Origin of the sequence: Chitinophaga pendula (assembly GCF_020386615.1) — a bacterium.
Taxonomy (GTDB): Bacteria; Bacteroidota; Bacteroidia; order Chitinophagales; family Chitinophagaceae; genus Chitinophaga; species Chitinophaga pendula.
Map to the genome: position 1 here is coordinate 7,297,237 of NZ_CP077769.1, position 13,772 is coordinate 7,311,008.

10 protein-coding genes are annotated in these 13,772 nt (G+C 48.5%); 6 read left to right on the forward strand and 4 right to left on the reverse strand.

The window, feature by feature from the left end; genetic code table 11:
* Positions 1-26: 26 nt before the first annotated feature.
* The 3 genes from KTO58_RS27550 to susR all read right to left on the reverse strand — a co-directional run bounded on the left by KTO58_RS27550 (position 27) and on the right by susR (position 7,046).
* Positions 27-1,832, reverse strand: a complete 1,806-nt coding sequence (locus KTO58_RS27550; protein WP_225859947.1) for a RagB/SusD family nutrient uptake outer membrane protein — start codon at positions 1,830-1,832, stop codon at positions 27-29.
* 27 nt (positions 1,833-1,859) lie between these two features.
* Positions 1,860-4,895 carry a SusC/RagA family TonB-linked outer membrane protein gene (locus KTO58_RS27555; protein ID WP_095836319.1) on the reverse strand — a complete coding sequence of 1,012 codons (3,036 nt, stop codon included), beginning with the start codon at positions 4,893-4,895 and terminating at the stop codon, positions 1,860-1,862.
* A gap of 468 nt (positions 4,896-5,363) precedes the next feature.
* A complete protein-coding gene (gene susR, locus KTO58_RS27560) occupies positions 5,364-7,046 on the reverse strand; it encodes a SusR family glycan utilization regulator (protein WP_198315089.1) in 1,683 nt (560 codons plus the stop codon).
* A 232-nt stretch (positions 7,047-7,278) separates the two neighbouring features.
* Between susR and KTO58_RS27565 the strand changes: the two genes are divergently transcribed.
* Positions 7,279-7,827, forward strand: coding sequence for a hypothetical protein (locus KTO58_RS27565; protein ID WP_095836318.1), 549 nt, complete (start codon positions 7,279-7,281; stop codon positions 7,825-7,827).
* 57 nt (positions 7,828-7,884) lie between these two features.
* On the opposite strand, the gene KTO58_RS27570 is transcribed toward KTO58_RS27565, so the two are convergent.
* Positions 7,885-8,490, reverse strand: coding sequence for a pseudouridine synthase (locus KTO58_RS27570; protein ID WP_095836317.1), 606 nt, complete (start codon positions 8,488-8,490; stop codon positions 7,885-7,887).
* A 498-nt stretch (positions 8,491-8,988) separates the two neighbouring features.
* Here KTO58_RS27570 and KTO58_RS27575 point away from each other — a divergent pair, with 498 nt between their 5' ends.
* From KTO58_RS27575 to KTO58_RS27595, 5 genes are all read left to right on the forward strand, one after another.
* Positions 8,989-10,224 carry an aspartate aminotransferase family protein gene (locus KTO58_RS27575; protein ID WP_095836316.1) on the forward strand — a complete coding sequence of 412 codons (1,236 nt, stop codon included), beginning with the start codon at positions 8,989-8,991 and terminating at the stop codon, positions 10,222-10,224.
* Positions 10,225-10,238: 14 nt separating this feature from the next.
* Entirely contained in the window at positions 10,239-11,264 is a 1,026-nt protein-coding gene (locus tag KTO58_RS27580; RefSeq protein ID WP_095836315.1) for a zinc-dependent alcohol dehydrogenase, read from the forward strand.
* A gap of 17 nt (positions 11,265-11,281) precedes the next feature.
* Entirely contained in the window at positions 11,282-11,962 is a 681-nt protein-coding gene (locus KTO58_RS27585; protein ID WP_095836314.1) for an HAD family hydrolase, read from the forward strand.
* Between the two features lie 110 nt (positions 11,963-12,072).
* A complete protein-coding gene (locus KTO58_RS27590; protein WP_095836313.1) occupies positions 12,073-13,221 on the forward strand; it encodes an MFS transporter in 1,149 nt (382 codons plus the stop codon).
* A gap of 13 nt (positions 13,222-13,234) precedes the next feature.
* Positions 13,235-13,771: a DUF1349 domain-containing protein gene (locus KTO58_RS27595; RefSeq protein WP_095836312.1), complete on the forward strand. Its 537-nt coding sequence runs from the start codon at positions 13,235-13,237 to the stop codon at positions 13,769-13,771.
* Position 13,772: the final 1 nt, after the last annotated feature.

Sequence of the window (13,772 nt, forward strand, 5' to 3'; positions counted from 1 at the left end):
TTGATCTGTCTTTATGGAAGCTGGCGTTAATATCCCGGGTTTTGTCGCATTTGTGTGTTTGTATTGATCTCATTGACCGGTATGGGCCAGATATAGGATTTGCTGTCCAGCCATTTGATCGGTCCGCCTGCCAGGGAATTAGCATAATAAGTAGCTTCCTGACTGCCTATACGCCAGCGGCATACATCGAACCACCAATGTCCTTCTCCGAACAATTCTGCCCAACGTTCATAGCGCAGCGGATTATTAGCCAGTACGGGATCGCTGGCGTTAGTCTTATCCGACAGTGTTTTATAATCTACCGGCGAAGGTACATCTACGGGGTAGTCGTAAGCGCGGCGTTTTACTTTGTTAATATATGCCAGTGCGGTAGCGTTGTCGCCGGTATTGACGGCTGCTTCTGCGTATAGCAGGTAGATATCTGCCAAGCGTAGCAGGTAGTAGTTGGCTGCATCTGCTGCCGCTTGCCGGTTGAAGATGGAGTTGTCATAGGTCACGAATTTCTTCAGGCTCCATCCGTGGTAGATGGGCTTCTGCGCTGCGTTGAGCGCGATGAACTTACAGATGGGACGCCAGTTGACACCATCGTTGCTGCCACTATCCAGCCAGGGCTGCAGGGCGGAGATGAATAAGCGCGGATCGGCGGTCTTGTTGGTACGTACGGCCTGTGACTGTTGCCGGTATGCCGGGTCCAGTACCTGTTTGGGATTCTGCCAGGTTTCGGGTTTGCTCTGATCAAAGGCTGGATTGTCTTTCAGCGTATAGATAGGCAGGTTGAATCCGAATCGTTGCAGATTTTTATCGTTGAAGAATTCATTGCAATAGCCGAGGCCTTTGCCATCCTGCTCTGTGCCATTATCTCCCAGTATACAGGGCGACCATATGAGACCCTGGCTGGTGGTGAGGTTGATCCTGAAATCGAAGATGCCGTAGCCACCGTTGGAGTTACGGTCCACGTTGATCTCGAACAAGGATTCTTCATTGAATTCGTTGGCATCGATGCCATTGAATGCTGCGGCATATTTGACGAAGGGCATCAGCGACTTTCCGCTGTTGTTGATCACGTCCTGTAAGGTGGTCTTTGCATTGGCCCAATCCTGGGTGAATACATACACCTTTCCCAATAAGGCTTTGGGCGCCCACTCGGTGACGCGTCCTTTATCGCCTGCGCTCCACTGTACACCTTTGAGCAAGGTGGCGGATTGTTGGAGATCTTTGATGATGAAGTCCCATACTTCTTTTACGGTGTTACGTTTTACCTGCATAGCGCCTAATCCGTCGGGGAGTTTAGTAATGATAGGTACCCCCATCTTGTCGCCACCGCCAGCGGTGCTCAGGTAGCTTTCACCAAAGAAGCTCTCCAGGTAGAAGTAGTAGAGTGCGCGTAGGAAATAGGCCTCACCGGTCATGCGTTCTACCTGTTTCAGCTCATCAGGGGAGGCATAGTTCTTTTTGTAGAATTCTGCGCGGTCGAGGAAGAGGTTTACGTTTTTGATACCCCTGTACAGACCTACCCATAGCTGGTTGGCGTAGCTGTTGGAAGTGCTCATGTTATTGACCGTGATCTCTGTCCAGGAGAGGTCGCCGCCGTAGGTCAGTTCTGCTACGTGTTCTGAACCGGCGAAGGTCTTACATAGTAGCTGGAAGCCTAACAGGTCTTCGGAACGCAGGTTGGAATAAGCGGGGACCAGCGTGCTGAAGAGATTGGGTAAGGTAGAGGGATAATCGGCACTGCTGTACACATCTGTACGGAGTACCTGCTTGGGGTCTTTACGGCAACCCGCAAATGCAGCAGTGATAAATAAAGAAAAGGTTATAATATGTTTACGCATAAGATCAGTTTCTGGTAGATAGTGGAATTAAAAAGTAAGATCAATACCGGCAGTGTAGATACGGGCATGTGGATATTGCCATACGGCATCGATACCACGGGTCGTAACCCCACCGGCCAGTTCAGGATCAATACCGGAATATTTAGTGATGGTGAACAGGTTGTTGCCCATCACATAGATGCGGGCTTTCTTCATGCTGATCTTTCTGAGCCAGGTGTCAGAGAAGGTATAACCTAACTGCAGGTTTTTGAGTTTGAGGTAATCGCCTTTCTCTACGAAATAACTGTTCGACTTGGAATAGTTGCCATTAGGATCGTTGTTGTCGATTCTTGGTTGGTTGGTAACCTGGTTGCTGCCGAAGAAGGACGCACCGAATACTTTGGAGGTGGTATTGCCATCGGCAAAGGGATAGGAGGCATAAGCCTTCACACCATTGAAGAGGTCTACACCGGCTACGCCATTAAAGAGCAGGGCGAGGTCGAAGCCTTTCCAGCTCAGGTTGATGGCGGCGCCATATACGAACTTCGGATTGGGATTACCCAATACGGTGCGGTCCTGGTCATTGATGATACCATCGCCATTGACGTCTGCGAAGATCAGGTCGCCCGGTCTGGCTTTGTAGCCAGGTTGCTGTGGATGTTTGTCGATCTCCGCCTGGCTTTGGTAGATACCTTCTACTTTATATCCGTAGAACTGGCCGAAGGGCAGACCTGCTTTGGTGATGGTAATAGGTTGATTGACCATGATACCAAAAGAAGGGTTGCCGTAGTTGTTGTTACCATCCAGGATAGGATTGTTATTTATATTATCCAGGTTCAACACTTTGTTCTTATTAAAAGCACCGTTGAGGTTTAGGCTGTAGCTAAAGTCGCCGGCCTTATCATGATAGCCTACAGAGAGTTCCAGGCCCTGGTTACGCACCGAACCGATGTTGGTGTAAAATGGGGTGGTGATACCGGTGCTGCCGGGGATGGGCAATCCGTACAGCATGTCTTTGGTCGTTTTGTTATACCATTCGGCGGTGAAGGTGAGTTTACTGTCGAGCAACTCGGCATCCAAACCAATATTGGCTTCGTATACGCTTTCCCATTGGATGTTCGGGTTGGGGATGTATGCCTGGCCTGTTCCTACATACGGTGATCCGCCAGGGGTGAAGTTCTGTGCATTGAGCACTTCGTAGGTAGGCTGGAACAGGTACGTGGGGATGTTACTGTTACCCAGTACGCCATAGCTTCCTCTTAATTTCAGCTGGCTGAACATGGGTAGTGCCTGGCGGAAGAAGGGTTCTTCGCTGATGCGCCAGCCGGCGGAGGCGGAGGGGAATACACCATATTGGTTGCCTGGGCCGAATACGGTGAAGTTACCATCGCGGCGTATCGCGCCGGATAGGTAGTACTTGCTGCCATAGTTATAGTTGATCCGTCCGAAGGCTGACTTGATCAGGCCGTTGGGATCGAAAGCCCCTGATACGGTTTGTTGCGATGCCGATGTCTGGATGAAACTCCAGGAGCGACCTCCTACTGATGTTTGTGTGGCATACTGTGCATTGTACCGGGTAGCGATCTGTTCGTAACCGGCGAGTGCGCCAATGGTATGTTTGCCGATTGTATGGTCGAAGGACAATGTATAGTTGGAAAGGATCGTAGGCGTGTTAATGTTAAACTTCTGTAGCTGGTTGATGGCAGTGGATACGGAGCCGAAGTTGTAGGCATCCTGGAAGTATTGCTGGTTTTCGTTGTAATAGGTATAGCCGAAGGTGGTCCGGAATGTCAGGTGCAACGGTAGTTTTACTTCTGCAAATGCATTGGCCTGAAGGTTGAACTTGATATTTTGTGCATTGGCGGTCCGGATCTGCCCTACCAGGTTGGGGCCACCGAAACCTACGGGCGACTTACCCCAGGGGCTTTTAGGATCGCGGCTGTCGTATATGGACATGATAGGAATAGAGCGGAAGGGCGGATTGATCGGTGTGACGATGGCCGGTGCGGTATTGCGGCTCCATACATAGATCTGCTCGCCTACCTTGAAGCGGGAGCCTATTTTGAATTCTGAGTTGACGCGGGCGCCGGACAGATAGGAGGAGTTGTCCAGGTAGATACCATCCTGTCCATTATAAAAGGCGGATACCAGGTAGTTAGAATTGGGGGTGGAGCCGGATACGGACAGGTTATAGTTCTGTTCTGTTGAATTGCGGAACAGTTCTTTTACCCAGTCGGTATCAGGCAGGGTATCTGCTTTGATATTGGAGAGAAAGGTAGGGTCGAGCAGGCGGCGCATCCGTACGAAGTCATCCCGTTTTAATAAGGATAGCGTGAGTGGTTTGGTAACGCCGTAGCGGGCTGAGAAGTTGACGGTGGGCTGACTGCTCTGTCCTCGTTTGGTGGTGATGATGATCACCCCGCCGGCAGCGGCCGAGCCGTAGATGGAGGCGGCGCTGGCATCTTTCAGTACGTCGAAGGTGGCGATATCCTGTACGTTGATATTGTCGCCCGACTGGCGAACGCCATCTACGATATATAAGGGGGCGGCATTATTCAGGGAGGATACCCCACGGATGATAATGCTGGCGGGTGCATCCGGTGCGCCGGAACTTTTGATCACTTCCACCCCGGCCATACGCCCTTGCAATGCCTCTGCTGCGTTGGTGACGGGCAGGCTTTTGATCTCTTCCCCCCTTACAGAGGCTACCGCTCCCGTTACATCCTTACGTTTCTGGGTGCCATAACCTACCACTACTACTGCGTTCAACCCCGTCTGCTGCGGGTGGAGTTGTACGGCTACCTCCTTTTTGTTGCGGATATTTAATTCCTGGGTCTCGAATCCGACAAAGGAGATCGACAGGTCTGTTGCTCCGGCGGGTACCGACAGGCTGAAGCGGCCATTGGTGCCTGTGCTCGTACCCGTCTTGCTGCCTTTGACGGTTACGGAGGCCCCGGGTAATAATACCCCGGTCTCGTCTGTGACCGTGCCTGTAATGACCCGTTCCTGTGCCCTGGCTTTATGTATGGAAATCAGGATGAATAGGCATAATAAGAACGTGGAGAGTGTGCTTTTTTTGTACATACTAGACAAGTATTTATATTGATCAGGGATAATGTTGTGGAACTAGACGTCAGGTACGGTCGCTGAAAATGAGCGATCAGTTTTTGGTTGATGGCCGGGAATGTGAAAGCCGGAATTCCTTGTATCAGTTTATTTAACCCAAAGAAAAAAAGCAGTACAGCGGTGGGCAAATTATATTGGTAAAATATAAGAAATAGCGGTTAATATAGCGGTAGTAAGAGTGCTAAGGTGTTGTTAATTAATTAGTTGTTAATATATTATATAATATTATATATAATGGTTTTGGAGCCGTAAAATGCCTGAAAAACGGGTGAGAAAATGGGGCTGGAGGAAGGCGGGCGCTATGCCATCGGTATACGAATGATATACGAATGATACAGGAAAGGTGGACGTGAATTAAGGAAACGATAAAGGCTGCGGGTAAGAGCAGCCTTTATAAATGAGATAAGTGGCGGTAATTATTCCTGACTAGACAGCTTTGATTTCCATGACCCGCTTTTCGAATTCTTCGTTGGGGACGATGGATTTATTCTTGATTTTAGTTTTATAGGTATTAATGGTGTTGACGGAGTACTGCATAATGTGGGCGATCTTTTCATTTTCATGTATCCCCATCCGGATGAGGGCAAAGATGCGAAGGTCTACGTTCAGCAGTTCGCCTTCTTTTAGTTGCTGTTGATCCTCTTCTTTAAAAAGTGTATTAAATACTGTTACAAAATTGGGGAACAGTTTCAGGAATGCCTGGTCAAAGTTCCGTAGCAGTTCTTCTTTTTCTTTCCGGAGGTTGATACGGGTGACCAGGGTTTTCAATTCGTCCAGTTTGCGGTCGGCGATCTTTTGTTCCATGGCTTTTTTGAGTTTGTCCATTTTGTCATAGAACTCGGAGTTGAAGTTGAAGAAATAGCCGATATATTTTTCTTTGATCTTGTTGGCGTCCTGCAGGCGTTCGTTCGCTTCTGCTAATTGGGTATTGATCCTCAATTCGTTATTGTGAGCGGTGGTAATAAGTACCTGTGCTGCTTTTAGTTTTTTGACCTGTCGCAGGATCACGACTACGGATACGATGATCAGTAGTAGCAGGAAGGTGACGGTGATGGCATAAAAGATCAGGTTCCTTTTCTGGCTTTCTACGATACTCAGTTTTTGTGCTTCTATGAGCGGGAGGATGGCGCTTACCTGTACTTTGCGTTGGCGGGCGCCATAGAATACGGCGTCGGCGATGGCCTGGTTGATACAAAGGGAGGCGTTTTTAACATCTCCTTTTTTATAGAGCAGGCTGGCCAGGATGAATGCTGCGGAGGTTTCTTTTGTGGATGATTGTATGTCGGCGATCACTGCTGTTGTCAGTAAGCGGATGGCTTTATCGTTATCCCGTTGTTGTATATAGAGGTCGCTGAGGGTGGAGGTGGCTACTGCTATCTGATGTGCGGTCAGGTCTTTACGTTCCAGTAGTGCTTTGAGGATGACCAGTGCGGTAGGTTTGTTGCCTGCCTTCAGTTCCTTTAGCCCGCTGAAGTAGGCATGTTCATAGGAACTGGCGGGCAGCAGGGATAAGGCAGAGTCGAGGTACCGTCTGGCGAGGTTATTATAATAAGGTGTGTGGTATTTATCATTGTCAAAATCGCCCAGGTCGTAATAATACCGTCCCATCAAGGTATAGTATTCTGCCCGTACGCTATCGGCCAGCAGTATAGCCTGAATGTTAGACAGTGAATCGTAGGTTTCTTTGTACATACCGGAGGACAGCAAGGTAAAGCACAACTTGATCTTAGCCATCATGATACGGTCTGGTGCCTGCAGCATGCCGGCACTTTCCTGTAGTCGCCGGGCATAGTGATAGGCAGAGTCATATTTAAAGACTTTGTATTCTTCATACAAGGCAGCGCACCCGTCATACTGTGCGCGGTAGTCGCTGCCGGGCAGTTGTGCCAGCTGATGTTTGAGCTGGTCTATACGCTGTTGTTTCTGGATGTCGAACCGGGGGATCAGCTGGATGGTAGTGGCAATCTTACCGAGATCAGCTGTAGCAGCCGGTTGGCCATAAGCAGCGGTATGGGTGAGCAGCAGTAACAACAGGAAACTGATAGCAGCCGGTATTCGCCGGCCAGCGGTATATGAACTTTGGTTGATGAGGTGGAATCCTTGGCACATGTGTATGTAGCGCTACTTATTATAAGTAAATGCCTGAAGGTACTAAAAAGCCCATGAATTTGCAGGGTCCTACCCGGGTGGGAGTAATAGCGCCTGTCCCATACGTCCTGTTATGCACCTTATCAAGTGCCGGATGCAGATCGTCAGATAAATTATGCGGAGCTTCTGCCTTGCTGTTGCTTTGTGGTAAATGATCTTCTTGTATTAATTATTTACCCAAAAATCTTGTCTTATGCTACAGCCATTCAAACATTTACTGACTGCTTGTACCGTCATATTCACGGTATGCATTACCCTGATGTCTTTTTCAGCCCGTGCGGGGCTGGATAGTTATGAGATCTACATCAACAAGAAAATGATCCTGCAACAGTATGTCAATCAGCCCTTGCAGTTCGATCAGCTGCAGCTGCATAATGCGAGTCCGCAGGATCAGCTCATTATTCACTATCGCCATTGTCATGAGCCCAGAACGGGTACTAACCGGAGTATTACGGTGAGGGATGAAAAGGGCGCAGTGTTAAAGCAGTGGAAGTTCAAAGACGGTGCGAGTGGGATGACGATACCAATAGGGGAGTTGCAGCAGCTGGAAAAAAGTTATGCCGGTAACGACCTGCATATTTTCTATACGGCTGATCAGATGCTGCGGCCTTATATGTTAGTTGCTTTACACCTGGTGGATAAACACCGGACATCATTGGTGAATCCGGTGGCTGGTAATACTGTCTGGCTGACACTTTTTATGCATGTTGTTAACCATCGTATGATAACACCGCTCGTATGACAACCTGTATCGTAGCTGTATCACCTTGTGCTGCCTGGCGGTACAAGGTGATAGGCATTAATAATCTGTGATCCTCAGTTGTTGGAAGAAGGTTGCTTCATCCATTTCCCTTACGCCGCCGGGAGGCAGGTCGCCCAGTTGGAGATCTTCTATGGATATGCGTATCAGCCGTTGGCATTTGTGTTTGACGGCAGCTACCATTTTACGTACCTGGTGGAACTTGCCTTCTGTTAAGGTGATGAGCAGCCAGGTATGCGGGATATCGGTCCTGTGTGGGATAGGTAGTGGCCATAGTGTATGGGGGGCTTGTGCGATCATTACCTTGCAAGGTGGGGTGGTGTAATAGCTACCGCCTTTGATGCGGATACGTACACCATTGCGTAAGTGTTCCAGGCTTTCCGTGCTTACGATATCTTTTACCATAACGAGGTAAGTTCTGTCGTGTGGTACATTACCTTGAAACAGTAGTTGCGTTACTTTTTTGTTGGTTGTCAACAGCAGCAAGCCTTCTGAATTGATGTCGAGGCGTCCTATGGCATGTGTGCCTTCGGGGAAGTCGAAGTCTAATTCTCCCAGCAGCGGAACATTTACTGAGCTTACAAATTGGGATACCATATCGTAGGGCTTGTGTATGGCAAAGTACCGATGCGCTGAGTGGTTCATAACGGAGCGAAGGTAAGAATAGTTTTACACAGGCATTGTGTTGCGAAATAATGTAGCTTATTTTTGGAAAACAAAAAAAATAAAAAATTCAGAATCGATTTCTAATTTGCTTGCCTGTTAGCCATGCCGTTAATCCACTACGTGGCAAAATGGATTGTATGACCCGAATTCAACACTATCTTGTGGAGCCGATTGCAATACCTTAAAAGCCTGTACTAACATGCCAGGCCCGGTTATGCCAGCTTCATCATTTTTTTAATCACATAATAACAGCAAGGAACAGTTGCCCTTGCCAACAAACGAAAAACCAGCCCGTGACAAGCGTCATGGATGTAAGCTCAGTGTATTAAATAAAATTATTGTAAGCCCGATCATTGTGAAACCCACAGCTTTCGTGGATGGAATGCTATTGCCGTTACGCGGCTATCATTACAACACTTATAGCCATTTGCTCAGAATTCCACAACTCATAATTCATGTACGCAAAAACACACACTCATGTCCACTAACGTTCACTTCACCAAAGGGAAAGGTATTCGCCTCTACACTGCTCAAGATGAGGAATACATCGATGCCGTTTCCGGAACATTCAACATTGCTTTGGGATATAGTCACCCCGAGCTGGTAGATGCCCTCAAAACCCAAGTGGAAGACCTCATCCACGTGTCGTCCTCATTTACTGCGGACCTGGCGCAATCCGTACTGGACGGTATCCTCGAACATGCCCCTGCACACATCAACGACGGCTGGATGCGCGATATTATCGGCTCTACAGCTAACGAAGGTGCGGTGAAAATTGCCAACAAGTACAACGGTAAAAATGAAGTCATCAGCCTTGCTATGTCGCATCACGGACAGACCTTGTTCGCGACTAACATATCAGGTAATGCCTTCCGCCGTAAATCATTTGCCAACACGTTATCAACGAACAACGCCATTGTACCCGCGCCTTACTGCTATCGATGCCCATTCTCTGCCAAAGGAGTACCTGATTGTGGATTTATGTGTACAGAAGCGATCTATGACTATGTACAGTATGGCAGCTCCGGTAACGTATCCTGTATTATCCTGGAACCTATCTTGGGCAACGGCGGGAATATCGTTCCACCGGAAGGCTACTTCCAAAGGATCAAAAAGATCTGTGAAGAGCTGGACCTGGTGCTGATCGCCGATGAAGTACAGACCGGGATCGGTCGTACCGGCTATATGTTTGCCAGCGAACATTATGATATCCAGCCGGATATTATCACACTCGCGAAAGGTCTTGGTGGTATCGGTATACCAGCCGCGGCTATCCTCTATCGTTCCGAACTCAATGTGCTGGAGAAGTTTGAACACTCTTATACTTCCGGTGGTAACCTGCTGTCGCTGACTGCTACGCAGAAGACCATGGAAGTAGTATCCAGAGAAGGTTTCCTGGAGAATGTACGTAACAACGGAAAGGTGCTGGGAGAGCTGCTGAACAAGCTAAAAGAGCATTACGGACATATCATCGGTGATGTAAGAGGTATCGGATATATGTGGGGGCTGGAGATCATCGATAAGGACGGTGCTCCTGATGTGCCGCTCACGAACCGTATCATCGATATTGCCCTTGATGATCATAAGATGATATTGAGAGGTTCCCGGTATGGATTCGGTAATGTCGTAAAGGTAAGGCCGGCGCTTACGGCAACGCTCGACGACATTGAAGAGATATACAGCCGCCTGGATAAACTATTTGCCAAACTTTAAAACAGCATAGCATTATGAAAGCAATCGTATATAACAGTGCGTGGGATATTAAACTGGAGGAAAAGGAAGAACCGGCGATCACCCAGCCGGATGAGGTGATCGTAGAGATCAAGGCTACCGGTATCTGTGGTACGGATCTGAGTATTATCTCCGGAGAGTATAATGCACGGCCGCAGGTGATCATCGGTCATGAATCTGCCGGTGTGGTGGTAGCAAAGGGCAGTGATGTGGAGACCTGCCAGGTAGGTGATCGTGTGATCATAGACCCTACCTATTATTGTGGTTATTGTGAGCACTGCCGCAAGGGACTGCGTAACCATTGCCTGCATAAGGCGACGACCGAGGCTGGTGTATCTATAGACGGTACCTTTACCCGTTATTTTAAGACGACCAAACGATTCATATATCCGTTGCACGATAACATTCCCTTCGAACAAGGCGCCATGTCGGAGCCGCTTAGTTGTGTGTTGACTGCCGTTAAAAAGCTGGCTGTTACGCCCTTTATGCGTACAGCAATATTGGGCGGTGGCCCTATCGGCTTGCTGTTCTACCTGGCATTACAGCAGCACGGTATTAGCGAAGGGGAGGTGTATGAAGCCTCTCCTCACCGCATCAAACTGATAGAGGAGAATAATGTGCTTGCCCCCGGTTGGAAAGTATTGCCGGACTTCGTACCACAGAAAAACCAGTTCGACCTGATCGTCGATACTACGGGCGGTCTCCTGGAGAAGTCGATGCAGGCAATTGCTGATGGAGGTAAGATCAACCTGATGGGATTGCGTAATGGTGCGCAGACCATTAACCCCCGTGAGATCGCAGACCGTAGCATTTCCATCATCGGGTCTATCGATTCGCAGGATACCTTCAAACATGCGGTAGACCTGATCAACAGTGGCCGTTTGCACCTGGAGAAGATCATCACCAAAGAGTATGGCCTGCACGAGTTCAATCATGCTCTGAAAGACTTGGGTTGTGACCTGCATACCCGTCAGCGTACGAATAATATCTCCAGTCTGAAATCTGTTATCCGGATTAATTAACCATTAACATTGTCATTATGAAATACATCATATTCGATATAGACGGCACGCTCACCGATACCACGGAGATCGATGATCGTTGCTTCACCCAGGCTATAGAAGATATCTTCGGCTTCCGTAGCTTCGAAACCAACTATGGTCACTATGAGAATACCACCGACTCAGGGATCATAGACCAGCTTTTCCGCGAAAGGGAAGGCCGTTCTTATACCACCGAAGAGCGGGATAAGTTTATCAGTCATTTTTGTAACTTGTTGGAAGAAGCGCATGCGAAGGATCAGCAACATTTCCGGGAGATCAATAAGGCCGGCAAGATACTGGATGTGCTCTGTCAACAGGAGGATCTGAGTATCGGGCTGGCGACCGGCGGATGGCGGGAATCTGCGACGTTTAAGTTGCGCAGTGCCGGCATCAATATTGATGGATGTACGGCCGCTTCTTTTGCCCAGGATGCGATGGCCCGCCGTGATATTATCGGACATACCATTCGCAAAATGGACGAACATCACCAGCAGCAGATGACACCCGCAGGTATCATTTATGTGGGCGATGGCAACTGGGATTACCAGGCAACCCGGCAATTGGGAATCGGATTCATCGGTATTGCCAATAAAAAACTGGCGCATCTGACCGATATCATCAAGATTGCCGACTACGATGAACTATATCAGCACATCGGCCTGCTGGCTACGAGCTGATAACCTGACACTTTCCTCTTCCCCGCTGTTATTCCCGCACGGAAGGAATAGCAGTGGGGAAAGGTATTCATACCCAAGTAAATAGTTGTAATAGCCCAAATAGCCGATATATGTTCTCTCTGACCATCGATATGAAACGATCCTATAGAATAGCTACCTGCATTTTCTTCTTTATAGCCGGGTTAACGTACTCCAGTTGGGCTTGTCGTATTCATGATATCAAAGCGCAATTCGGATTTAATAATGCTGAATTAGGTAGTATCCTTTTTTCGCTACCGGTGGGTCTGATGATCAGCTTGCCGATATCCGGATGGATGGTGACAAAGGTAGGCAGCCGGAAAGTATTGATCGCTGCCGGGTTATTATTTCCATTCATGCTGTGTATGATAGGACTTGCTACGCAGGTGTGGCAATTGGTGATCGTATTGTTCCTGTTCGGTTTTCTTAATAATGTATTCGAGATTGCTATGAACACGCAGGCAGTAGGTATTGAAGGGTTGTATAAGCGTTCCATTATGGCATCTTTCCATGGACTCTGGAGCCTAGCCGGCTTCGCCGGTGTTGCGATCGGTACCCTGGCTATTGGCCTGGAATGGCCGGTATGGATACATTTCCTGCTCATCGGCGTATTGTGCTGGCTATTAGTAACGTTATCATGGAAAAACCTCCTCCCCGAAGATGCGCCTTCCGATTCGCAACCACTTTTTGCCAAGCCGGATAGCCACATTCTCAAGTTGGGTATCATCGCCTTCGCCAGCCTGGTTACAGAAGGTACTATGTTTGACTGGAGTGGGATATATTTTCAGAAGGTGGTAGCCGTGCCGGAAGCGTATACGACGCTGGGTTATATTGCTTTCATGGGCACGATGGCCGGTGGCCGTTTTGTATCTGACAGTATGGTCACCCGTTTCGGTATCAAACGGGTGTTGCAGTGCAGCGGTATTATCAGCACTTGCGGATTACTGCTCGCCATATTGTTACCACATATCATCACGGCAACACTGGGCTTTCTGTTGGTGGGCATCGGTGTATCCTCCATTGTGCCGTTAGTACTTGCGCTGGCAGGCAAATCCAAAACGCTGCCACCTGGTGTGGCTATTGCAGCGGTATCTACTGTCGGCTTCCTGGGCTTCCTCATAGGGCCTCCGCTTATAGGATTTATCGCGGAAGCAACTGATCTGCGCTGGTCATTTGCACTCATCGCGGTACTCGGATTGGGTACCACCTTATTGGCATCAAGAGTAAAATCATCAGAATAGAAATATATACAACATGAAATGGTATAATGAACCTTCTTCCTGGTCAGGAGATCATCAACAGCTGAAGATCACGGTAGATCCGCATACGGACTACTGGCGTGTGACACACTATGATTTCATCCGCGACTCCGGCCCCTTTTTCTTTGTAGAGGCAGGTCCCGAATTTGAAGCATCAGTAAAAGTGAGCGGTGCCTATGTGGAGCTGTATCACCAGGCAGGGTTGATGATCCGATTGGATGAACATAACTGGATCAAAACCGGTATCGAATATGTAGATGATGTGCAGCAGGTGAGCGCGGTCGTGACCCGGGAAGTATCTGACTGGTCCGTAGCGCCTTGTAAGGACAATCCGGCGGCTATCTGGCTGAAGTTATTACGTAAAGGGGATTATGTACAGATCTCTTACTCCTTCGACGGGGAAACATATGTGATGTTAAGATTGGCGTACTTCCCGCCGGAGGTACCGGTGCAGATAGGTGTGGTAGCGGCAGCACCCGGAGCACTTCCCTTCGAGGCTGTTTTTGAAGATTTCAAAGTGCTGCCGCTGTAAG